21 protein-coding genes are annotated in these 22,928 nt (G+C 64.0%); 9 read left to right on the top strand and 12 right to left on the bottom strand.

The genetic code is table 11. The annotated features are described in order from the left end of the window. Window positions 1-34 precede the first annotated feature (34 nt). The 8 genes from xdhB to KVO92_RS07560 form a co-directional block, all read right to left on the bottom strand. A complete protein-coding gene (xdhB, locus tag KVO92_RS07595) occupies window positions 35-2,425 on the bottom strand; it encodes a xanthine dehydrogenase molybdopterin binding subunit (RefSeq protein ID WP_217474990.1) in 2,391 nt (796 codons plus the stop codon). Beyond that, window positions 2,418-3,857 carry a xanthine dehydrogenase small subunit gene (gene xdhA, locus KVO92_RS07590; RefSeq protein WP_217474989.1) on the bottom strand — a complete coding sequence of 480 codons (1,440 nt, stop codon included), beginning with the start codon at window positions 3,855-3,857 and terminating at the stop codon, window positions 2,418-2,420. Before xdhA ends, xdhB begins: the two co-directional genes overlap by 8 nt. A gap of 311 nt (window positions 3,858-4,168) precedes the next feature. After that, complete coding sequence (locus KVO92_RS07585) at window positions 4,169-5,524, bottom strand: 8-oxoguanine deaminase (RefSeq protein ID WP_217474988.1); 1,356 nt, start codon at window positions 5,522-5,524, stop codon at window positions 4,169-4,171. Window positions 5,525-5,871: 347 nt separating this feature from the next. Then, window positions 5,872-6,573 carry an ABC transporter ATP-binding protein gene (locus tag KVO92_RS07580; protein ID WP_217474987.1) on the bottom strand — a complete coding sequence of 234 codons (702 nt, stop codon included), beginning with the start codon at window positions 6,571-6,573 and terminating at the stop codon, window positions 5,872-5,874. Window positions 6,574-6,575: 2 nt separating this feature from the next. Further along, window positions 6,576-7,343 carry a high-affinity branched-chain amino acid ABC transporter ATP-binding protein LivG gene (gene livG / locus KVO92_RS07575; protein WP_217474986.1) on the bottom strand — a complete coding sequence of 256 codons (768 nt, stop codon included), beginning with the start codon at window positions 7,341-7,343 and terminating at the stop codon, window positions 6,576-6,578. Further along, window positions 7,340-8,596, bottom strand: a complete 1,257-nt coding sequence (locus KVO92_RS07570; RefSeq protein ID WP_217474985.1) for a high-affinity branched-chain amino acid ABC transporter permease LivM — start codon at window positions 8,594-8,596, stop codon at window positions 7,340-7,342. The genes livG and KVO92_RS07570 overlap by 4 nt, the downstream gene beginning before the upstream one ends. Then, entirely contained in the window at window positions 8,593-9,516 is a 924-nt protein-coding gene (livH, locus tag KVO92_RS07565) for a high-affinity branched-chain amino acid ABC transporter permease LivH (RefSeq protein ID WP_217474984.1), read from the bottom strand. Before livH ends, KVO92_RS07570 begins: the two co-directional genes overlap by 4 nt. A 469-nt stretch (window positions 9,517-9,985) precedes the next feature. Then, window positions 9,986-11,104: a branched-chain amino acid ABC transporter substrate-binding protein gene (locus tag KVO92_RS07560; protein ID WP_217474983.1), complete on the bottom strand. Its 1,119-nt coding sequence runs from the start codon at window positions 11,102-11,104 to the stop codon at window positions 9,986-9,988. A gap of 199 nt (window positions 11,105-11,303) precedes the next feature. Here KVO92_RS07560 and KVO92_RS07555 point away from each other — a divergent pair, with 199 nt between their 5' ends. Beyond that, window positions 11,304-11,621 (top strand): DUF2288 domain-containing protein, encoded by a 318-nt coding sequence (locus KVO92_RS07555; RefSeq protein ID WP_217474982.1) that lies wholly within the window; start codon window positions 11,304-11,306, stop codon window positions 11,619-11,621. Between the two features lie 103 nt (window positions 11,622-11,724). On the opposite strand, the gene phnE is transcribed toward KVO92_RS07555, so the two are convergent. The 4 genes from phnE to KVO92_RS07535 all read right to left on the bottom strand — a co-directional run bounded on the left by phnE (window position 11,725) and on the right by KVO92_RS07535 (window position 15,155). Next, complete coding sequence (gene phnE / locus KVO92_RS07550) at window positions 11,725-12,492, bottom strand: phosphonate ABC transporter, permease protein PhnE (RefSeq protein WP_217474981.1); 768 nt, start codon at window positions 12,490-12,492, stop codon at window positions 11,725-11,727. Next, window positions 12,489-13,322 (bottom strand): PhnE/PtxC family ABC transporter permease, encoded by an 834-nt coding sequence (locus KVO92_RS07545; RefSeq protein ID WP_217474980.1) that lies wholly within the window; start codon window positions 13,320-13,322, stop codon window positions 12,489-12,491. The genes phnE and KVO92_RS07545 overlap by 4 nt, the downstream gene beginning before the upstream one ends. Continuing rightward, window positions 13,316-14,158 carry a phosphonate ABC transporter ATP-binding protein gene (locus KVO92_RS07540; RefSeq protein WP_254621308.1) on the bottom strand — a complete coding sequence of 281 codons (843 nt, stop codon included), beginning with the start codon at window positions 14,156-14,158 and terminating at the stop codon, window positions 13,316-13,318. Before KVO92_RS07540 ends, KVO92_RS07545 begins: the two co-directional genes overlap by 7 nt. Before the next feature lie 145 nt (window positions 14,159-14,303). Beyond that, a complete protein-coding gene (locus KVO92_RS07535; protein ID WP_217474979.1) occupies window positions 14,304-15,155 on the bottom strand; it encodes a putative selenate ABC transporter substrate-binding protein in 852 nt (283 codons plus the stop codon). Window positions 15,156-15,522: 367 nt separating this feature from the next. Between KVO92_RS07535 and KVO92_RS22835 the strand changes: the two genes are divergently transcribed. The 8 genes from KVO92_RS22835 to KVO92_RS07495 all read left to right on the top strand — a co-directional run bounded on the left by KVO92_RS22835 (window position 15,523) and on the right by KVO92_RS07495 (window position 22,817). Next, entirely contained in the window at window positions 15,523-15,729 is a 207-nt protein-coding gene (locus KVO92_RS22835; RefSeq protein WP_336512612.1) for a hypothetical protein, read from the top strand. A gap of 155 nt (window positions 15,730-15,884) precedes the next feature. After that, a complete protein-coding gene (locus KVO92_RS07525; protein ID WP_217474977.1) occupies window positions 15,885-16,940 on the top strand; it encodes a M4 family metallopeptidase in 1,056 nt (351 codons plus the stop codon). A gap of 9 nt (window positions 16,941-16,949) precedes the next feature. Continuing rightward, complete coding sequence (locus tag KVO92_RS07520; protein ID WP_217474976.1) at window positions 16,950-17,273, top strand: protealysin inhibitor emfourin; 324 nt, start codon at window positions 16,950-16,952, stop codon at window positions 17,271-17,273. 67 nt (window positions 17,274-17,340) lie between these two features. Next, window positions 17,341-18,228 carry an NAD(P)-dependent oxidoreductase gene (locus tag KVO92_RS07515; protein WP_217474975.1) on the top strand — a complete coding sequence of 296 codons (888 nt, stop codon included), beginning with the start codon at window positions 17,341-17,343 and terminating at the stop codon, window positions 18,226-18,228. Next, window positions 18,225-19,007 carry a hydroxypyruvate isomerase family protein gene (locus KVO92_RS07510; protein WP_217474974.1) on the top strand — a complete coding sequence of 261 codons (783 nt, stop codon included), beginning with the start codon at window positions 18,225-18,227 and terminating at the stop codon, window positions 19,005-19,007. The genes KVO92_RS07515 and KVO92_RS07510 overlap by 4 nt, the downstream gene beginning before the upstream one ends. 126 nt (window positions 19,008-19,133) lie before the next feature. Continuing rightward, a complete protein-coding gene (locus KVO92_RS07505; protein WP_217474973.1) occupies window positions 19,134-20,480 on the top strand; it encodes a spinster family MFS transporter in 1,347 nt (448 codons plus the stop codon). 118 nt (window positions 20,481-20,598) lie between these two features. Beyond that, a complete protein-coding gene (locus KVO92_RS07500; RefSeq protein ID WP_217474972.1) occupies window positions 20,599-21,864 on the top strand; it encodes an Hsp70 family protein in 1,266 nt (421 codons plus the stop codon). Window positions 21,865-21,920: 56 nt separating this feature from the next. Beyond that, the gene (locus KVO92_RS07495) at window positions 21,921-22,817 is read left to right on the top strand and encodes a CHAD domain-containing protein (protein ID WP_217474971.1); all 897 of its coding nucleotides are present in this window, start codon (window positions 21,921-21,923) and stop codon (window positions 22,815-22,817) included. Window positions 22,818-22,928 lie beyond the last annotated feature (111 nt).

Raw genomic sequence — 22,928 nt, 5'->3', positions numbered from 1 at the left:
GAAGGTGGACAAGCAAAGCGTTGTCCACCCTACGTCAGGCCGGCGTGGTTTCCGTTGTCGCGACCGCGACAGTCGGCTGCTTCAGCTTGCGCATCTGCTCCACACCCCAGAGCACCCGCTCGGGCGTCGCCGGTGCGTCGATCTTCGGCTGGGCCTTGTAGTCCGCCAGGCTGGCGACGGCATCCTTGATCGCACACCAGGCCGAGATGCCGAGCATGAACGGCGGCTCACCCACGGCCTTGGAGTGGAACACGGTGTCCTCCGGATTCTTGCGGTTCTCCACCAGCTTGACCCGCAGATCCAGCGGCATGTCCGCCACGGCTGGGACCTTGTAGCTCGCCGGGCCGCTGGTCATCAGCTTGCCCTTGTCGTTCCATACCAGCTCTTCCATGGTCAGCCAGCCCATGCCCTGGACGAAGCCGCCCTCTACCTGGCCGATGTCGATGGCCGGGTTCAGCGAGGCGCCGACGTCATGCAGAATGTCGCTGCGCAGCATCTTGTACTCGCCGGTCAGGGTATCGACGATCACCTCCGAGCACGCCGCGCCGTAGGCGAAGTAGTAGAACGGCCGGCCGCGTGCCTGGCTGCGGTCGTAGTAAATCTTCGGCGTGCGGTAAAAGCCGGTGGACGACAGCGACACCTGGCCGAAGTAGGCTTGCTGGATCAGCTCGTCGAAGGACACGTACTGGTCGCGAATGCGCACCTGGCCGTTCTTGAACTCGACGTCTTCTTCGGTGACCTGGTAATGCCGCGCGGCGAATTCGATCAGGCGCTGCTTGATGGTCTGCGCCGCATTCTGTGCCGCCTTGCCGTTAAGGTCTGCACCGCTTGAGGCGGCCGTCGGCGACGTGTTTGGCACCTTGTCGGTATTGGTGGCGGTGATCTGGATGCGGTCCATGTCGACCTGGAAGACCTCGGCCACGACCTGTGCGACCTTGGTGTTCAGGCCCTGGCCCATCTCGGTGCCGCCATGGTTCAGGTGGATGCTGCCATCGGTGTAGACATGCACCAGCGCGCCGGCCTGGTTGAGGAAGCTGGCCGTGAAGCTGATGCCGAATTTCACTGGCGTCAGCGCCAGGCCTTTCTTCAGGATCGGGCTGTTGGCATTGAATGCGCGAATCTCTTCGCGGCGCTTCGCGTACTCACTGCTGGCCTCGAGCTCGGCGGTCATCTCCTCGAGCATGTTGTGCTCGACGGTCTGGTAGTACGGCGTGACGTTGCGCTCGGTCTTGCCGTAGTAGTTGCGCTTGCGCACCTCGAGCGGGTCCTTGCCCAGCTCGCGGGCGACGGCATCCATGATCTCTTCGATGGCGACCATGCCTTGCGGGCCGCCGAAGCCGCGGTAGGCGGTATTCGACGCCAGGTTGGTCTTGCAGCGATGGCCGTTGATGGTGGCATCGCCCAGGTAGTAGGCGTTGTCGGAGTGGAACATGGCGCGGTCGACGATGGAGCCGGAGAGGTCCGGCGAGTAGCCGCAGTTGCCGGCCAGGTCGATCTCGATGCCATGCAGCAGGCCGTCATCATCGAAGCCGACGTCGTACTCGACATAGAAGGGGTGACGCTTGCCGGTCATGGTCATGTCTTCCATGCGCGGCAGACGCATCTTGGTCGGGCGGCCGGTGAGGTGCGCGATCACCGCGCACATGCACGCGGGGCCTGCGGCCTGGGTCTCCTTGCCGCCGAAGCCGCCGCCCATACGGCGCATATCGATGACAATCTTGTTCATCGAGACGCCGAGCACCTCGGAGACCAGCTTCTGCACCTCGGTGGGGTTCTGCGTCGAGGTGTAGACGATCATGCCGCCGTCCTCGGTGGGCATCACCGAAGAGACCTGGGTTTCCAGGTAGAAATGTTCCTGCCCGCCGATGTGCAGGCTGCCCTGCAGGCGACGCGGGGCAGTGGCCAATGCGCCACTGGAATCGCCACGCTTGTGGGTATGGCTGTCGAGTACGAAGTGCTTCTTGCGCAGTGCATCGACCACGTCGATCACCGGCTCCAGATCTTCGTATTCGATGATCGCGGCCATGGCCGCTTTGCGCGCGGTTTCCAGGCTGTCCGCGGCGACCGCGATCACCGGCTGGCCGACATACTCGACTTTGCCATCGGCCAGCAGCGGGTCGCCGGGCATGACCGCGCCAATGTCCAGCTGACCCGGTACATCCTGCGCAGTGATGGCAATCGCAACACCGGGTACGGCGTAGCAGGGCGCGGTGTCGATGCGCACGATGCGCGCGTGGGCACGGTCGCTCATGCGGGCATAGACGTGCAGCTGATTGGGAAACTCCAGGCGGTCGTCGACATACACCGCCTCGCCAGTGACATGCTTGGGCGCGCTGTCATGCTTGACGCTGCGGCCGACGCCGGTGACCAGGTCCTGCTTGAACAGGGCGGCGATTTCTTCCTGGGTTTTGGTTGGCTTATGCATAGGAAGTGACCCTCGTCTCGTACGCCGGCGCTTGTTGTTCGTGGAAGCATTTGCGCAACAGGTTCTGTGCGACCAGCAGGCGGTACTCGCGGCTGGCACGGAAATCGGTCAGCGGTGTGAAATCCTTCTCCAGTGCCTCACACGCGCGTTCGATGGTCTCTGCAGTGAACGGCGCGCCAATCAGGGCGCGCTCGCAGGCCACTGCACGTTTCGGAATGGCCGCCATCCCGCCGAACGCCACGCGTGCATCGTCGATCAGGCCGTCTTCGAGCTTCAGATCGAAGGCTGCGCAAACGGCGGAGATGTCATCGTCCAAACGCTTGGACACCTTGTAGGCGCGGAACAGCTGGTTCGGCTGGGCGCGCGGCACGATGATCTTCTCGATGAATTCACCTTGCTCGCGAGCGGTGACCTTGTAGTCGATGAAGTAATCCTGCAGCAGCAGGGTGCGGCTGTTGTTGCCTTTGCGCAGCACGACTTGCGCACCCAGCGCGATCAGCAGGGGTGGCGAATCGCCGATGGGCGAGGCGTTGCCGATGTTGCCGCCCAGGGTGCCCTGGTTGCGGATCTGCAAGGAGGCGAAGCGGTGCAGCAGCTCGCCGAAGTCCGGGTATTCCTTCGCCAGCACTTCATAGCAATCGGTCAGCGGAGTGGCGGCGCCGATCTCGATACCCTTGTCGGTGACCTCGACCTTCTTCATCTCGGCGATGTGGCCGACGTAGATCATCACCGGCAGTTCGCGGTGGAACTGGGTGACTTCCAGGGCGAGGTCGGTGCCTCCCGCGAGCAGGCGGGCGTCCGGGTTGGCGCTGTAGATCTCGGCTAGATCGCCAACGGTCAGTGGCGACAGGCAGCGCTTGTCGCCGCTGTTCAGCTCGGCGGTTTCGCGCGGCTCGATGGCTTTCAGCTGGGCGATGGTTTCGGCCTCGCGTGCATCGAACTGGTCCGGCTGCTTGCCACAGCACGCCTGCTCGGCGGCCTCCAGGATCGGTCGGTAGCCGGTGCAGCGGCAGAGGTTGCCGGCCAGGGCTTCATGGGTGTCGGCTTTGTCGAAACCGTCCGCTGACTTTTGCAGGGCGAACAGGCTCATGACGAAGCCCGGTGTGCAGAAGCCGCATTGCGAGCCGTGGCAGTCGACCATGGCTTGCTGGACGCTGTGCAACTGCCCCTGGTGCTTGAGGTCTTCCACCGTGATCAATTGTTTGCCATGCAGTGCGGAAACGAAGGTCAGGCAGGAATTGAGCGTGCGGTAGCGCAGGCGGTCACCGTCGAGCTCGCCAACCACCACGGTGCAGGCACCGCAGTCGCCGGAAGCGCAGCCTTCTTTGGTGCCGGACTTGCCACGGTATTCACGCAGGTATTCCAGCACGGTGGTATTGGGATCGAGTGTCTGCTCACGGCGCAGTTCTCGATTGAGTAGGAACTGGATCAAGGCGGGCCTCCGGGGGAGTTTTTGTTCTGGGCTCTGGTGGTGGAAATTATCCTTATCTGACTTCTTGGTCAACAAATTCCTGACCCAAAAGTCAGCTTGGTCGGCGAGCGAAGATACCGCAGCAACCAACGTGCCGCTCAGGCCTGTCGTTCATGTGTGTGAGTGTGGCCCAGTTGAGCCGAGATTGCAGACGGCTGGATGGCCTCACGCGGGCACGGTCGGGTGGGACTGCGCTCGCGCCGCCAGCAATCGCGGACGCGAGGCAGTTTTTCCGTTGCGCAGCATCGCTCAGGCCAAGCGATGCACGATGGTCAGCCCGCCAGCAGTGCCCGGGCAGCCTGGCTGTGGCTGGCAATCAGTCCTGCCACATCCAGCCCCTCAATCTGCCCGTCGACGACCCGCCACTGGCCGCCAACCATCACTCGATCGGCCCGATCGGCGCCGCATAGCAGCAGCGCGGCGATCGGATCGTGACTGCCGGAGAAACGCAGTTCGTCGAGCTTGAACAGGGCCAGATCGGCCTGTTTGCCGACGGCCAGTTCCCCTACGTCGTCACGGCCCAGCAGCCGCGCCGAACCGCGCGTGGCCCAGCCCAGCACCCGCTCCGGCGTGATCTGCTCGGCGCCGTAACGCAGGCGCTGGATATACAGGGCCTGCCTGGTTTCGAGGATCATGTTGGACGCATCGTTGGAGGCCGAACCATCCACGCCGAGTCCGATGGGCGCTCCCGCCGCTTCCAGGTCGACGGTCGGGCAGATGCCCGAGGCCAGGCGCATGTTCGAGCTCGGACAATGACAGATCCCCGTACCCGCAGCGCCGAGACGTGCTATCTCGTCTTCGTTGAAGTGAATGCCATGCGCCAACCAGGTGCGTTCGGACAGCCAGCCGACGCTGTCCAGGTAATCCACGGTGCGCAGGCCGAAGCGCTGTATGCAGAACGCCTCCTCGTCGAGCGTCTCGGCCAGGTGGGTATGCAGACGTACATCGTGGTGCTCGGCCAGTGCAGCGCTGGCGCGCATGATTTCCGGGGTGACCGAGAACGGCGAGCAGGGCGCCAGGCCGATCTGAATCTGCGCACCGGCGCCGCGCTCGTGATAGCGGCCGATCAGCCGCTCGCTGTCGTCGAGAATCGCCTCGGCGGTCTGCACGGTGTGTTGCGGTGGCAGACCACCATCGGCTTCGCCCAGACTCATGGAACCGCGGGTCAGCATGGCGCGCATGCCCAGTTCGCGGACCACGTCGATCTGTACATCAATGGCGTTTTCCAGACCGTCCGGGAACAGGTAGTGATGGTCTGCCGCGGTGGTGCAGCCGGACAGCAGCAATTCGGCCAGCGCGACCTTGCTGGCCAGCGCCAGGCGCTCCGGCGTCAGGCGTGCCCAGACCGGGTAGAGGGTCTTCAACCAGGGGAAAAGTGGTTGGCTCACCACGGGCGCCCAGGCACGCGTGAGCGTCTGGTAGAAGTGGTGATGGGTATTGATCAGGCCCGGCAGCACAACGTGCTCCCGAGCGTCGAACGTGCTGTCGACAGGTCTTGACGGTGATTGCCCGGCGTCGAGCATTTCGACGATCACGCCTTGGTCGATCACCAGCCCGCCAGGGGCTTTTTGATCGTTGGCGGTGTAGAGGGCGAGGGGGTTCTTGATCCAGATACGGCTGGCAGTCATGGCCGGCTTCTCCTGAGTTGAGTTCAGAAATGAGCCAGCTCAGTTATGCCCTGTCTGCTGATCCAGGGGGACGCTAGTCGGGGACGCCTAGTTGGGGACGCCCAGTCGTGGACGCCCAGTCGGGGCGCATGGAGCACCATAATGGCTCGCGGGCGGATTGTCACTATCTGCATTGGTTTGGGGAAAGGCGATGGGTTTCACCTGCGCGGCCCGACCCATCCTGCTTCGATGGACCCGTAGGATGGGTGCAACCCATCAAACAAGGCGACAATCGCGCCAGAAATGCCTGAAGGCGGAACGTACTGCCGTTCTCGTTCCGCCTCCAGCCGACCAGCGTTTATGTTGCTTTATCCCCCGAGGTAGGCGTCGCGAACCTTGGGGTTGACCAGCAGTTCCTCACCGCTGCCCTGCATGACGATGTGGCCGTTTTCCAACACATAGGCACGATCGGCCAGCTTCAGCGCCTGGTTGGCGTTCTGCTCGACCAGAAAGATGGTCACACCATCCTCGCGAAGCTGCTCGATGATGTCGAAAATCTGCTGAATGATGATCGGCGCCAGACCCAGCGACGGCTCATCGAGCAACAGCAGCTTGGGCTTGCTCATCAGCGCACGGGCAATCGCGAGCATCTGCTGCTCGCCACCGGACATGGTGCCGCCCCGTTGTTGGAAGCGTTCCTTCAGGCGCGGAAACAACAGCAGCACCTTGTCCAACTGCTCCTGGAAGTCCGCCTTGTTGGTGAAGAAACCACCCATCGCGAGGTTTTCCTCCACCGTCAGGCGGGCAAAGATGCGCCGGCCCTCGGGCACCACGGCAATGTCCTTGCGCATGATGTCGCAAGTCTGCTTGCCGACCAGCTCCTCGCCGTCGAAGCGAATGCTGCCTTCGGAGGCCATGGGCGTGCCGCACAGCGTCATCAGCAGGGTCGACTTGCCGGCACCGTTGGCGCCGATCAAGGTGACGATCTCGCCCTTGCGGACTTCAACGTTGACGTTATGCAGCGCCTGGATCTTGCCGTAGAAAGTCGAGACGTTTTCGAAATACAGCATGGTTACGCCTCTCCCAGATAGGCTTTGATCACGTCCGGATTGTCGCGGATCTGCTCCGGCGTGCCGTCTGCCAGCGGACAGCCCTGGTTGATCACGACGATATGGTCGGAAATGCTCATGACCAGCTTCATGTCGTGCTCGATGAGCAGCACCGTGACGCCATGCTTGTCACGCAGCATGCCGATCAGGGCTTTCAGGTCCTCGGTTTCCTTCGGGTTCAGGCCAGCCGCTGGCTCGTCGAGCATGAGGATGCGCGGGCGCGTCATCATGCAGCGGGCAATTTCCAGGCGACGTTGCTGGCCATAGGCGAGCGTGCCGGCCGGACGGTTGGCGATGTCGGTCAGGTTGACCTGCTCGAGCCAGTGCGCGGCGAAGTCCATCGCCTCGTGCTCGCTCTTGCGAAACGCCTTGGTCTTCAGCAGGCCGGCCAGGAAGTTGGTGTTCAGATGCCGATGCTGGGCGACCAGCAAGTTTTCGATCGCGGTCATGTCCTTGAACAGGCGAACGTTCTGGAACGTGCGAACCACGCCTTTGCGGGCGATCTTGTGGCCAGGCAGGCCCTGGATGGCTTCGCCGTCGAGCAGGATCTTGCCGTCGGTGGGCTGGTAGAAGCCGGTCAGGCAGTTGAACACGGTGGTCTTGCCGGCACCGTTGGGGCCGATCATGGAGACCACTTGTTTGTCATGTACGGTCAGGCCCACCCCGTTCACGGCCAGAAGGCCGCCGAAGCGCATGGTCAGGCCGCTTACTTCAAGAATCGGGCGGCTCATCGCTTCAGCTCCAGGTGGGGACGTTGCATGGGCAGCAGGCCCTGCGGACGCCAGATCATCATCAGCACCATCAAGGCGCCGAACATCAGCATGCGGTACTCGCTGAACTCACGCATCAGTTCAGGCAGCAGGATCATCACGATGGCGGCGAGAATCACCCCCAGCTGCGAGCCCATACCGCCCAGCACCACGATGGCGAGGATGATGGCCGATTCGATGAAGGTGAACGACTCCGGAGACACCAGCCCCTGACGCGCGGCGAAGAAGCTGCCTGCAAACCCGGCGAAGGTCGCGCCGAGGGTAAAGGCCGAGAGCTTGATCACCGTGGGGTTCATGCCCAGGGCGCGGCAGGCAATCTCGTCTTCGCGCAGCGCTTCCCAGGCACGTCCGATGGGCATGCGCAGCAGGCGGTTGATCACAAACAACGTCAGCAGCACCAGCAACACGGCGATCAGGTAAAGGAAGATCACCTTGTTGATGGAGCTGTAGTCGATGCCGAAGAACTCGTGAAAGGTCTGCATGCCTTCGCTAGCGCGGCGGTCGAACGACAGGCCGAACAGGGTCGGCTTGTCGATGCCGCTGATGCCGTTCGGGCCGCCGGTGAGGTCGGTCATGTTGCGCAGCAACAGGCGGATGATCTCACCGAAGCCCAGGGTCACGATCGCCAGGTAGTCGCCTCGCAAGCGCAGCACCGGAAAGCCCAGCAGGAAGCCGAACAGTGCGGCCATCGCACCGGCGATCGGCAACGCCGACCAGAAGCCGAAGCCGTAGTAGTGCGAGAGCAGGGCGTAGGTGTAGGCGCCGACGGCGTAGAAGCCCACGTAACCCAGGTCCAGCAGGCCTGCCAGACCGACCACGATGTTCAGGCCAAGCCCGAGCATCACGTAGATCAGGATCAGCGTGGCGATATCCACTGCGCCGCGGGAGCCGAAGAACGGCCAGATCAGGGCCACAAGAATCAGGCCGATGATGATGGTGCGTTGGGTCGACGGCAGGGTGAAGAAGTTACCCGCACCCGCGGGTACCGTCGGCAGGTTGGGGCTGGCGGCCCAGCCGGCGGCCAGGTGATGGCGGAACAGCTGCCAGAAGAACATCGCCACGGCGCAGGCGGCGATGATCCAGAAGGTCCTGGCATCGCTGCCATGCACTTCCAGGCGAATGCCCACCGTGGTGAGCTTCAGGCCGAAAACCGGTACCGCCACGGCGAATACCAGCAGGGCGCTGAAAAAGGCGGTGCGAAGATTGCGCGTCATACCTTTTCAACCTCCGGACGGCCGAGGATGCCGGTCGGACGGAACAACAACACCAGCACCAACAGGCTGAAGGCCACCACGTCCTTGTATTGGTCGCCGAAGATGTCCGCACCGAAGGCTTCGGCGACGCCCAGTACCAGGCCGCCGAGCATGGCGCCCGGGATGCTGCCGATACCGCCGAGCACTGCCGCGGTGAAGGCCTTGATGCCGGCCAGGAAGCCGATGTGCGGGTTGATCACGCCGTATTGCATGCTGATCAGCACGGCTGCGACGGCGGCCAGCGCCGCGCCGATGACGAAGGTCAGGGCGATGATGCTATTGGTATTGATGCCCAGCAGGTTGGCCATCTTCAGATCTTCAGCGCAGGCGCGGCAGGCACGGCCCAGGCGCGAGCGAGAGATGAACACCGTCAGGCCCAGCATGGCGAGGAAGGTGACCACGAAGACCAGCACTTGCATGTAGGAAATCACCACGCCATTCATGGCGCTCTCGCCAAGGACGAAATTGCCCGGCATCAGGTTGGGGATCGCCTTGTCCTTGGAATCCTGGGATAGCAGCACGACGTTCTGCAGGAAAATCGACATGCCGATCGCGGAGATCAACGGGATCAGCCGGTTGCTGCCGCGCAGCGGTCGGTAGGCGACCCGCTCGATGCTGTACCCATAGGCGCTGGTGACGATCATGGCGGCCAGGAACGCTCCGATCATCAGGATCGGCAACGAATCGAGCCCCATCATCGACAGTCCGACGATGGCGATGAAGGTGACGTAGGAGCCGATCATGTACACCTCGCCATGGGCGAAGTTGATCATGCCGATGATGCCGTAGACCATCGTGTAACCGATGGCAATCAGGGCATAGGTGCTGCCAACGGTCAGGCCGTTGATCAGCTGCTGGAAGTAGTGGTAGAGCTCAGGCATTGCATTCTCCTGAACACCCGCAGCCCGCGCTAGCAGGGCCATCGAAAACCGTCCGCGTTGACGACGTTGGTCAAAGGCAGCCGTGGTGCGGGCCCGTCAGTGCTCCTTCGAGAACACCGAGCGGCGCGTCTTCGGCTGTTTTGATTCGCTGCGCTCACCCGTTGGGCCGACCGTCGGCTGTTGTCGCTGGGGTCGTTGCGCTTCGTCTTGTCTGCCTCGGCTAGGTTTTCAACGGTTGCTCGACCGCCAAGGCGGACCTGCTTCGAACACGCTGCATGGGGAATGCAGCGCCGGGGGCTCGGTGCGGATCACGCACGTAGCCGGTTTCGAGGCGGGCCAGCTGTGCAGGCCACTCGCTTGGTTGAAGGTGTTGCTGGGGTCGCCCCATTGCTTGTGGCCGGGTCAGCCCCGATCAGCTAAAACAAAGCCCACAGCGGATGCCGTGGGCTTCGGTTGGGTGGTTAAAGGCTCACTTGGCTTCGGTCTTGGTGCCGTCCTGATGCCATTCGTAAACCACGAAGTTGAAGTCCTTCAGGTCGCCCTTCTCGTCGAACGAAAGGCTGCCGGTCGGGGTGTCGAAGGTGTTGCTGCGCAGCGCTTCGGCGACTTCTTCGGGGTCGGTGCTGCCGGCTTTCTCGATGCCCTCGGCAATGACTTGCACGGCGGCGTAGGCCGGGAACACGAACGGGCCGCTCGGGTCCTGCTTCTTCGCCTTGAAGGCGTCGACCAGTTCCTGGTTGCGCGGATCCTGGTCGAACGACTTCGGCAGGGTCACCAGCATGCCTTCCGAAGCGGGACCGGCAATGGCGGAAATTTCCGAGTTGCCGACGCCTTCAGGCCCCATGAACCGTACGTTCAGGCCCTTTTCCTTGGTCTGGCGCAGCAGCAGGCCGAGTTCCGGGTGATAGCCGCCGTAGTAGACGAAGTCCACATCGGCCTGCTTGAGTTTGGAAATCATCGAGGAGAAGTCCTTGTCGCCGGCGTTGATGCCTTCGAACAGGCTGACCTTGACGCCTTTCTTCTCCAGGGTGTCCTTCACGGCGGTGGCGATGCCTTCACCGTACTGCTGCTTGTCGTGGATGACGGCAACGTTCTTCGGCTTGATGTGGTCGGCAATGAAGTTACCGGCCGTCGGGCCCTGCAGGCTGTCCAGGCCGATGGTGCGGAAGATCAGCTTGTATCCGCGCGAGGTGATTTCCGGGCTGGTGGACGCCGCGGTGATCATCAGGATGCCTTCGTCTTCGTAGATGTCAGAGGCGGGCTGGGTGGAGCTGGAGCACAGATGGCCGACCACGAACTTGATGCCATCGTTGACGATCTTGTTGGCAACCGCGACCGCCTGCTTCGGGTCGCATGCGTCGTCATACACGACACCTTCGAGTTGCTGTCCGTCGACGCCGCCTTTCTTGTTGATCTGCTCGATGGCCATCTGGGCACCGATGAATTGCATGTCCCCGTACTGCGCAACGGCCCCGGTGACCGGGCCGGCCAAACCGATCTTGATTGTATCGGCGGCGAGGGTGTAGCTCGCCGCTCCAGTCAAAGCGATAGCCAGGAATAGTTTGGACAGACGTTGCTTGGTCTTCATATGCGCTCCACTTGCATCATTATTGTTTGAATCCTGCTGGCTGCAGTGTCGTTACGGGGCAAACGTCCCCAAACGGTACGGCAACTGTACCGGCACAGTGTAGAAGCGTCAGCACCTGTTTGCACAGTCAGGAATCATCCGGTTGATGAGATTTACCCGAACGCTATCATTGCGCCCTTTAGGTGAACGGGTGGGTCCCATGAGCGAAGATTCAAGCACTCTCTATGCCAAGCTGCTGGGCGAAACCGCATCGATCACCTGGCAGGAGCTGCAGCCGTTCTTTGCCCGTGGTGCCTTGCTGCGTGTAGCCGGCGATGTCGATCTGATCGAAGCTGCTCAGGCCGTCGCGCAAGACGACCGGGAGAAGGTAGCCGAGTGGCTGGCGAAAGGCCATATGGCAAAGCTAGAAGCCGACCAAGCGCAGGATTGGCTGGCGCGCGATCCTCAACTCTGGGCGGTGGTGGTGGCTCCCTGGGTACTGGTCCAGGAACGGAGCGCGCGCCCGGTGCTGCACTGATAAGGCGCGTTCGGCAGGCTGGAAAGCGGCACCTTTACCGGCCGCTGATGAACGCGTTGGTCAGAATCTCCTCGACGAGGAATGGCTTTTCAGTCCCAGGGGGTCAGCCGCGCACCCAACGCATGCGTGCCCAGCCGCTCAGTGCGTCGACCGCCAGGACCATCAGGAGCATGGCGAGGATGACCGTCGAGGCCTGCGCCTCCTGGAACAGGCTGAGGCTCATATAGAGCTTCTGACCCAGCCCTCCCGCGCCGACGAAGCCAAGCACGCTGGCCATGCGGATGTTGTTTTCCCAGCGATACAGGGTATAGGCCAACAACTGTGGCCAGAGAACGGGCAGGGTGCCGTAGCAGAAGGCGGCGATGCGACCACTTCCGGCCAGGCGCAGCGCGTCGGCAGGCGCACTCGGCGTGTTCTCCAGCGCTTCGGCGAACAACCGTCCCAGTACACCGGCGGTATGCAGCGCCAACGCCAGGGTGCCGGCATTCGGGCCAAGGCCGGCGGCGAGCACCATCAGCGCGGCCCAGACCAGTTCCGGTACGGCACGCAGGGCATTGAGCAGCAGCCGCGCAGCGCCTTTGCCGAGCAAGCCGAAGCGGCCTGCTGCCGGGAGCGCCAGCAGCGCCCCGAGCAGAGCGGCCAAGAGCGTGCCCACCGCTGACATCGCCAGCGTTTCCAGCGCGGCGTAGCCGATCGCCCGCATGTGATCCAGCGACAGGTCGGGGTGGAGAAAGCCGACGGCGTAGTCGGCCATCTGCTGCAGGCCTTCAGCACTGAGTATTGCGCCCGCCTCGAATTGCAAAAAGACGAACGAGCCGATCACCGCGGCGATCAGCAGCATCGGCCAGGCGTAGCGCGCCAGCACGGTCATGCGAATCTCCGGCGCAACAGCTGGCTGACGAGGTCGGCCAATAGCACCAGCAGCAGGAAGGTCAGCAGCATGCTTGCCACCTCGCCGCCGGCGAACATGCGCATCGACAGGTCCATCTGCTGGCCCAGTCCGCCCGCACCGACGAAGCCCATCACCACCGATGCGCGTACGGCGCATTCCCAGCGGTAAACGGTATAGGAGAGCATTTCCCCGGTGGCTTGGGGCAGCACGCCATAGGCGAACGCCTGCAGCCGGGAGCTGCCGGCCCCTAGCAGGGCACGGGTCGGCAGCGGGTCGACCGACTCGAAGATTTCGGCGTAGACCTTGCCCAACATACCGGCGTAAGTAATCGCGATCGCCATTACTCCAGCGGTCGGTCCGAGGCCCACCGCACGTACGAACAGCAGAGCCCAGACGATCTCCGGCACACTGCGCAGGAGGATCAGTAGCCCGCGTACCGGCCAGCGCAGCGCACCCGTCCAACCCTGCGGTCTGCCGCCGCGGCTGAGCGCCGAAATAGACAGTGCACGCGTGGCCAGCAAGGCGCAGGGCAACGCCACCATCAGGGCCAATGTCATGCCGGCGGTAGCAATCGCCAGGGTTTCCAGGGTGGCGCGGCCCAGCAGCTGCAGGAAGGCCCCGTCATGTGCGGGTGGCCAAAAGCTGGAAAGGAACACACCCATGGTCTCGGCGTTGCTGCCGTCGACCAACACGCTCAGGTCCAGTTCGCTCAATGACAGGCCTGGCCAGAGCAACGCCAGCGCCACCAGCGTCACCATCAACCGAGGCCCGGCGGCAGGGTCGGTTCGGGCGTGAGACGAGGTCAGCATCGTGGCAGGTGCAACGGCAGGTCGGGCAGCGGTAGCACGGTTTGTTCGCCGTCCAGTTGTTCATTGGCATAGAGCGCCTCGAGCTCGGCGGGCGTGACCTGTGCGGCGGCCTTGTCGAACAGGACGCGCCCGGCCCGTACCCCGATGACCCGGGGAAAGTGCTCCAGCGCCAGCTCGACGGCATGCAGGCTGGCCAGCAGCGTTGCCTGGCGCTGCACGCTGTCGCGGTTGAGCACGCCCAGCGAATACGCGGCGAGCACTGGGTCCATCGCCGAGACGGGCTCGTCGGCGAGCACCAGCTCAGGCTGTTGATACAGCACCCGGGCGATGCCGACGCGTTGCAGCTGGCCGCCGGAAAGCTCATCGCAGCGCACGTAGAGCTTGTCCTCCAGGTCCAGCCGACTCAGTGCCTCGGCCGCGCCCTGGGCATCAAGCGGGTAAACCAGGCTGGCCAGGCTGCGAGCCAGCGACCATTGGCCCAGTCGGCCGGCCAGTACGGCGGTGATGACACGCTGCCGCGGCGGCAGAGGTGGCGCCTGGTGGATCAGGCCGATGCGCGTGCGCAGTTTCTGCCGCGCCCCGGCCGACATTGACCAGGGCGCGCAGCCCAGCAGCTCGAAGTGCCCGCTGCTGGGTTGAATATGGCTGGCCAATAGGCGCAGCAGGGTGGTCTTGCCTGCGCCGGACGGACCAATGATCGCCACGCGTTCGCCTTGTGCGATGGTCAAGGCGACATCCTGCAAGGCGAGCGTGCCATTGGCGTGGCGCTGGCTCAGGCCGTGCAGGCGCAGGCAGGGGGCGGCCGGGGCAGGGTCTTGTGCGGGTGGCATCTTCATCGATGGACTCATCGTGACGGGGCGTTCGGCGTGGTGCGGCTGACCACGGTCCGGATCTGCGTCGGGGGCGCGACGCATGCCGGGCATGGCCCGACATGCGGCTGGGTGGGCGGCGATCAGGCCGGGCACACCAACGGCAGCTGCGTTACTTCAGCAGGCCGGCCGCGCGTGCGGCTTGCTCGATGCCTTCGTAGTTTTCCGCGCGTGTCTCGATGAAGCGGCTGGCGGCCTGAAGGTCGAGAATCTCCTTGTGCTCCGGGTTAGCCGGGTCCAGCGCGAGGAACGCCGCTTTGATCTTGGCCACCAGAGCTGGGTCGAGATTGCCGCGCACCGTCCAGTTGTAGTCGTAATACGGCGGCGTGGTGGCGATCACGCGTACCTTGTCGGTATCGACTTTGCCCGCAGCGACCAGTTTTTCCCATACCGACGCGTTGAGCACGCCACCATCGGCTTTGCCGGCTTCGACCCAGGCGGCCGTCGCGTCATGCGCACCGGAATAGGCGATGCGCTTGAAGAAATGCTCGGGGTCGATGCCGTCGCGGATCATGAAATAGCGTGGCATCAGGCTGCCGGACGTCGAGGACACCGAGCCGAAGGTGAAAGTCTTGCCCTTGAGGTCTTGCAAGGACTTCACACTAGGATCGGCGGTGATGAATTTGCTGGTGAACTGTTCGTCCTGCTCGCGCTGCACCAGAGGAATCGCATCGCCTGTCTTCAGACGGGTCTGGACGAAGGTGAAACCGCCGAGCCAGGCCAGGTCGAGTCGGTCGGACGCGAGGGCCTCGACCACCGCGGCGTAATCGGAAACCGGGGTGAACTTCACCGGTATGCCCAGTTCTTTCTCGAGGTATTTGCCCAGCGGCTCGAACTTGCGAATCAGTTCGGTGGGGGCTTCGTCGGGGATAGCCGATACCCGAAGCGTTTCGGCGGCATGAGCAGTGACAAGAGACAGGGATACGGCAAGGCCGGCAAGGGCCGCCAGGGTGCGCTTCAGCATTGTGGTTCTCCGGTTCAATAGCGGAAAAAGCGCGCGGATTATAGAGGCTGGAAGGCCGGTAAGGGCAAATTGCTTCGGGCCGAGGTCATCGGAAGGCAGCGGCGCTGCGGGTGCGCGACGTTATGAGTGATGTTGGATGCTCGCGCTCGGGCTGGAAAAATCGGGCGCGGTCGCACATATTTTTGTGATTCGGGTCTCGGTTAATTAGAATCGCCGCCTTCATGGACGATGGTGGCTTATTGATATGAGCTCAAGGCAGGACAAGCGCAGGCTGCATGCCCTTCGCAAACACATCGATGAGTTGCTCGCCGCTGGAGCGACGATCACCTCGCGCGATCCTGTGACAATCGTCTCTGCGGGTGAGACCTTGAAAGTCAAACACGGCATGTTGGTCGGCTACTCCGGCTTTCTCGATATGGTCGAGCCGACTGCCGACCATGAATGGCCGGACGCGCTGAGGCAGATGGCGATCGATCTGTGCATCAAACAGCTCGACCAGGCCATCGAGGCCCTGCAGCGCGACCAGCCCTCCACTCGTCAGGAGCCCGCGGCCAACGACGGCTCGGTCAGCTGACATCGCCGCCCGAGACGGCTGCCCGCCGTAGCGCGCACCCCTTCCTTCGGTCATTGCTCTATCTTCAATAATAAGCAACTGGGCGAGAACGCTTCGGCCAGGTCCGAATCAGACGTGCATGGATGCTTCGTCAGCATCGTTTCTCGGAGGGGGCCATGCACGAGCCAACCGCGCATCACGGATTCATCCCACCCTATATCCTCGACCGGATCATCGATCATGGTTCGCAAGGCCAGCGCGAGCGCGCGCTGGGCACCTTGGCCCATGTGCGCAGTCTGCTGCCGAATCCCGGCCCGCCCAACCGCCAGCCCATGGTCAGCGTCCAGCCAGAGGCCGCTCGGCGAGGGGAGCCCCGGCGCAGCATTCACGATGCTCAGCAACAGATGGTGCTGCCCGGGGTGTTGGCGCGGATCGAAGGCCAACCCGCCATCGGCGATGCGGCGGTCGATGAGGCCTACGAGGCGCTTGGCCGGACTCACCGGTTTTTCTGGCAGGTGCTGGGTCGCAACTCCATCGATAACCACGGATTTCCATTGGTCGGGACGGTGCACTACGGCGTCGGCTATGAGAACGCCTTCTGGAACGGTGCCCAGATGGTCTTCGGCGACGGCGATGGTGAGCTCTTCAATCGCTTCACCTCGTCGCTGGATGTCGTGGCGCACGAATTGGCCCACGGGGTGATCGAGAGCGAGGCCGGACTGGTTTACTTCAACCAGTCGGGTGCATTGAACGAGTCGATTTCCGATGTGTTCGGGGTGCTGGTCAAGCAGTTCAGCCTTGGGCAGACGGCGGATCAGGCCGACTGGTTGATCGGTGCCGAGCTGCTGACCGACAAGGTGCAAGGCGCAGCGCTGCGCTCGATGGCCAATCCGGGCAGTGCCTACGACGATCCCTTGCTGGGCAAGGATCCACAGCCCGGACACATGCGCGACTATGTCGAGACGCGCGACGACAATGGCGGCGTGCACCTCAATTCGGGCATTCCCAACCGGGCGTTCTACCTGGCGGCGACGGCTATTGGAGGCTATGCCTGGGAAACGGTCGGACGCATCTGGTACGACACGCTGTGTGATCGCCGCCTGGCCAATGATGCGGACTTCGCCGCGTTCGCCCGGCTCACGCTGGTGCATGCCGAGGCGCGTTTCGGCAGCGCGGATGCGCCGCGGTTCGTGCAGCAAGCCTGGGCCGACGTTGGGGTTTCAGTGAGCTGAGGAGGTGTCATGAAACAGCTACCGCCGTTGGGCAAGGAGGCGTCCGTCCGTCTGTCACGGCAGGGCGGCTTCGCCACGATCCAGGCGCTCAGCCGACCACGCGAGATCGATTTCGCCAGCTGCGACGAGCAACAGCGCGGGCAACTGTGTTCGCTGTTGGAGGGCTGCCTTCCGCTGGCATCGGACGTCGGCGGGCAGAGTGATCGTCGGTATTACCAGATCGAACTGCGCTACCGGGAGCAGGAACGCGACGATGAAATGGTGATGCGTATTCCTGAGGAGCAGGCGCCGGGTGAACTGGTGCGGCTCTGGGACAAGGGCGAGTTGCGCTGACGGCGGCTTGCACCTGCGCGTTGTCGCGGCGCTAGAATCGCCGACCCCCGTTTCCGAGGAGCGCTACATGTCCGAGTTGCCATCCGTTGCCTTTGCCGGCATTGGCCTGATGGGCCATCCCATGTGCCACCGGCTGCTTGCCGCTGGCTTCCCGCTCACCGTCTGGAATCGCTCGCCTGACAAATGCGCCGACCTGGTCGACGCCGGTGCACGGCGGGTGGATCGCCCGGCCGAGCTCTGCGCCGCTGCCGACCTGGTGCTGCTGTGCCTGGCCGATACCGCGGTGGTGCGTGAGGTGGTATTCGGCGCAGGGGGCATCGTCGAGGGCGCACGTCCGGGCCAGTTGCTGGTCGATCACTCCAGCCTCGAACCGGCCGCGACGCGCGCCATGGCGGCCGAGCTCGAGTCACGCTGCGGCATGCACTGGGTCGATGCGCCGGTATCCGGCGGTACCGCGGGCGCCGAAGCGGGCACGCTGGCGATCATGGCCGGCGGTCGCGCCGAGGACGTCGAGCGGGCGCGTCCGGTGCTGGCGCACCTGGGGCAGCGGCTGACCCACATGGGCGGCATTGGCGCCGGACAGGTCACCAAGGCCTGCAACCAGATGATCGTCGGCTGCAATGCGCTGGTCATTGCCGAAGTGGTCGCCTTGGCCGAGCGCTCCGGCGTCGATGCCCGCCTGCTGGCGCCGGCACTGGCCGGCGGGTTTGCCGATTCGAAACCGCTGCAGATCCTCGCGCCGCAGATGGCCAGCAGCGAATTCGAACCGGTTAAATGGTACGTGCGAACCCTGCTCAAGGATCTCGACACGGCGGTCCGGTTATCCCGTGAAGAAGGCAGCGCGACGCCCATGGCCGGGCTCGCCGCGCAGTTGATGCGCCTGCACGGGAGCCAAGGCCACCTGGAACACGATCCGTCCACGCTGATCGAGCTGTACCGGGAGCAAGGCCAATGAGGATTGCTGCCAACCTGTCCATGTTGTTCACCGAGCTGCCACTGGCCGAGCGCATCATGGCGGCAAGGGTGGCTGGCTTCGATGGCGTGGAGATCCAGTTCCCCTACGAAATGCCGGCGATTCGCCTGAAGGAGCTGCTCGAGCGCGCGGGGTTGCCGCTGGTGTTGATCAACCTGCCGGCGGGTGACTTCATGGCCGGTGGCGCGGGGCTCGCGGCAGTGCCGTCGCGCCAGGCCGACTTCGATGCGGCATTGCAGGAGGCCTTGAGCTATGCGGCGATGGCCCGCCCGGCCTGCGTCAATGTGCTGCCCGGCAGACTGGCCGCAGGCGTCAGCCGAGAGCAGGCGCTGGACGCCTTGGCCGGCAACTTGCGCAAGAGCGCCGAGGCCTTTGCACTGCTCGGCATCCGGGTGCTGTGCGAGGCGATCAATCCACTGGACGTGCCGGGCTTTCTGATCAATACCCCCGAGCATCTGCAGGCGCTGCTCGAGCGCGTCGATCACCCCAACTGCCAGGCGCAGCTGGACCTTTATCACATGGCTCGGCAGGAGCTGGACATCGTGGCGGGGATTCGTCTGCTCGGCGAGCGAATCGGTCACGTGCAATTCGCGGACTGTCCTGGCCGCGGCGCGCCAGGTACCGGTGCGGTGGCCTTCGAGCCCTTGCTCGAGGCGCTACGCACAGTGCACTACAACGGCTGGATGGCCGCCGAGTACCGGCCCGAAGGTCCGGACACCACCGCCGGTCTCGCCTGGCTCGAGGAGTGGCGACGGCACTGAGCCGTCGCATCGGCTGGCATAAGCGAAGTTGATGGTCACAGACAGGCGCCGCGCAGCGCTCTAGAGTCAGTTTCGCGAGTCGGTCAGCAATCGGCCGGCGCATAACAATAACTCGAGAGCGACGTCATGCAGCCATCCACCCAAGCCGCGAACGCCTGGCGCGTCCTGTTTCTGCTGTTTCTGGCCAACCTGTTCAACTTCTTCGACCGCACCATACCAGCCATCATCGCCGAGCCGATCCGGCTGGAGTGGAGTCTCAACGACTTCCAGCTGGGGCTGATCGGCACCGCCTTCACCATCGTCTATGCGATCGCCGGCGTGCCGCTGGGCCGCATGGCCGATATTGGCTCGCGCCGCAAGATCATGGGCTGGGGGCTGACCGTCTGGAGCGGCCTGACGGCGGTCAACGGCTTCGCCTGGAATTTCTGGAGCTTTCTGCTGGTGCGCATGGGCATCGGCATCGGTGAAGCCAGTTATGCGCCGGCCGCCAACTCGTTGATCGGTGATCTGTTCCCAGCCAGCAAGCGCGCACGGGCAATGGGGATCTTCATGCTTGGCCTGCCGCTGGGGCTGCTGCTGGCCTTCTTCACCATCGGCTCGATGGTGCAGTACTTCGGTAGCTGGCGTGCACCTTTCTTCATCGCTGCGGTGCCGGGCCTGGTGCTGGCGCTGTTCATTTTCCTGGTGCGCGAACCGCAGCGTGGCGCGGCCGAAACGGTCAAGGTATCCCAGGACCCGGTGCAGCAACCGGTGCGCAAGGTACTGGCGATCCGCACCTTCTGGTGGCTGGTGCTGGCGGGGCTGGCGTTCAACTTCGCCACTTACGCCTGCAACGCGTTCATGGTGCCGCTGTTGATGCGCTATCACGCCGTGCCGCTGGTCGATGCGTCCATCGCGACGGGCGTGATCGTCGGCCTGACCGGTCTGATCGGCCTGACCTTCGGCGGTTGGGTTGCCGACAAGATCCACCAGCGCTTCGCCCGGGGCCGACTGATCTTCGCGGCGGTGAGCATGGCCGTCGCGACGCTGGCGACAGGCTACGCGCTGCTTGCCGGACGCATCGAGGTCGGCGTGTTCGTCGCGGTCTTCAGTATCGGCTGGCTGTTTTCCTACAACTTCTACACCTGCGTCTACACGGCGATTCAGGACGTGGTCGAACCGCGCCTGCGGGCCACGGCCATGGCGTTGTTCTTCGCTGGCCTGTACCTGCTCGGCGGTGGCATGGGCACCGTGGTCGTGGGGCTGCTGTCGGACCATTTCGCCAACGCGGCGATGCTGGCCGCTGGTGCCAGCGAAATGAGCGAAGTGTTCCGCGCCGAGGGGCTGCACGGCGCGATGTACCTGATCCCGGCGTCCCTGCTGTTGACCATGGTGTTTCTGTTCCAGGCGTCGCGCACCTTCTGCCACGACGCCAAACGCATGACCGACGGCATGAGCCTCTCGGTCAGCGAAGCCGAGGCCGCGCTGGCCTGATACCCGAGCCGCCGACCGCCACTGGCGGTCGGCGGCAGGCTCCTCCGACGATTGGCCTGCAATCCTGAGCAGGCTCGCATACACTGCGCGGCCGTTTTTTTGGCAGTCCGGACCGCTTATGCCTAACCCGTCCCCCGCCCGTGCCTGTGGCATCGACTTCGGCACCTCCAACTCCACCGTCGGCTGGTGGCGTCCCGGCACCGAGCCGCTGCTGGTGCTCGAAGACGCGCAGCCCACCTTGCCGTCGGTCGTCTTCTTCAACGTCGAAGAACGCCGTCCGGTCTACGGCCGCCTGGCCCTGGCCGAATACCTCGAAGGCTACGAAGGGCGTCTGATGCGTTCGCTCAAGAGCCTGCTGGGCTCGAAGCTGCTGAAAAGTGAAACCACGGTGCTGGGCAGCGCCATGCCGTTCAAGGACATCCTCGCGCTGTTCCTCGGCACGCTCAAACAGCGGGCCGAGGAGCAGGCCGGGCGCTCGTTCGACGAGGTGGTGCTGGGCCGCCCGGTGTTTTTCGTCGATGACGATCCACGGGCCGACCAGGAAGCCGCCGATACCCTGGCTGCCGCCGCCCGGAAGATTGGCTTCAAGGACGTTTCCTTCCAGTACGAGCCGATCGCCGCGGCCTTCGACTACGAGTCGCGGATCGAGCGCGAAGAGCGCGTGCTGATCGTCGACATCGGTGGCGGTACGTCGGACTTTTCCCTGGTTCGCCTGGCGCCGGAGCGGCGCGAGATCGATGACCGTCAGAGCGACATCCTGGCCACCTCCGGCGTGCACATCGGCGGTACCGATTTCGACAAGGCGCTCAGCCTGCAGGGGGTGATGCCGCTGTTCGGCTATGGCAGCCGGATGAAGAGTGACGCACCGATGCCCACCAGCACGCACCTCAACCTGGCTACCTGGCACACGATCAATGCGGTCTATGCGCCGGCTTCGCTGCGCGCGCTGCAGAGCATGCGCTACGACATCGTCGACCCCACCGGAATCGATCGGCTGTTCAGCCTGATCGAGCAGCGGGCGGGGCATTGGCTGGCCATGCAGGTGGAGCAGGGCAAGATCGAGCTGACCGAGCAACAGCGTTACCCCATCGACTTCGCGCGGATCGAGGCGGGCCTGCAGGTGGAACTGACCCGCGGCGGTTTCGAAACGGCGATCGAGCCGCTGCTCGAACGAATCCGCGCCAATGTCAGTCAATTGCTGGCAAGCGCCGGGCTCAAGCATGCGGATATCGACACGGTGTTCTTCACCGGCGGGTCCAGTGCCATTCCGGCGTTGCGTCAGAGCGTAGCCGCCTTGCTGCCAAGGGCACGTCACGTCGAGGGCAATCGCTTCGGCAGCATCGGCAGTGGCCTGGCCATCGAGGCGCGCAAGCGCTACGGTTGATTCGCCCGTCATGCCTGCTGCGGTAAGCCTGGCAGCGGGCCTGATCGGGAGTCCTCATGGGTTACAAACTGCGTCCGCGAGACCCCGCCGCCGAAGTGCGCAAGGTCGCCCGGCAGGCGATTGAGAAAGCTGTCGAGGCCCTGAGTGCGCCGCCAGCCGAGCGCGGCGAGGGCGTGCATCAGGCGCGCAAGCGCTTCAAGGAGCTGCGCGCGTTGCTGCGGCTGGTGCGTAAACCCCTGGGTAAGCAATTCCAGCGCGAGAACCATTGGCTGCGTGACCTGGGCCGGGAGCTGGCCGAATCGCGTGACGCCACCGCCATGCTGGAAAGCTGGGACGCGTTGGCGGCGCGTTTTCCCGAGCCGTTCGCCGAACCGGTGTTCAGGCAGGCCAAGCAGCGGCTCCAGGCCAGGGCGACGCATGCCGAAAGCGGCGTCGCCGAGATCGATACGCGCCTCGCCAAGGTGATGGGCGAGCTGAATGACGGGCAGACCCGTATCGACGACTGGCCACTGCAGGCCAAGGGCTTCGATCTGCTGGCGGCTGGCATCGAGCGCACCTATGCCGACGGCTGCGCCGAGCAGGCCAGGGTCAGGCTCGATCTGAGCGACGAGCAGCTCCATCAGTGGCGCAAGCGGGTCAAGGATCACTGGTACCAGACACGGTTGCTGGCACCGAGCTGGCCAATGCTCATGCAGCTGCGCAGCGATTCGCTGAAGAAGCTGGCTGATCTGCTTGGCGATGATCACGATCTCGCCGTGATGCGCCAGTTGCTACAGCAGCAGCCGGCGCTGTTTGGTGACGAGGCGATGCAGGAGCGGCTCGGCAACCTGATCGCCGAGCGCCGAAGCGAGCTGCAGAGTGCAGCGCTGAAGCTCGGCGGCGAACTCTACGTTCAGGCGCCCGCTGAGTTGGTAGCGCGCTGGCGGCGCTACTGGGACGGTGCCGCCGAGTAGCCGCGTCAGGGGCTGGGCCTGACTGGCTGTCGATCCCGCGCTGCACGGTTTCTGGTTGCGCGAACGGGCTCCGCTGTCAGGGCGGTACGACAGGACCGCGCGGCTCTCTGG

The organism is Stutzerimonas stutzeri, assembly GCF_019090095.1.
Classification (GTDB): Bacteria; Pseudomonadota; Gammaproteobacteria; order Pseudomonadales; family Pseudomonadaceae; genus Stutzerimonas; species Stutzerimonas stutzeri_AN.
This window is presented reverse-complemented; position numbering and strand designations above follow the sequence as displayed.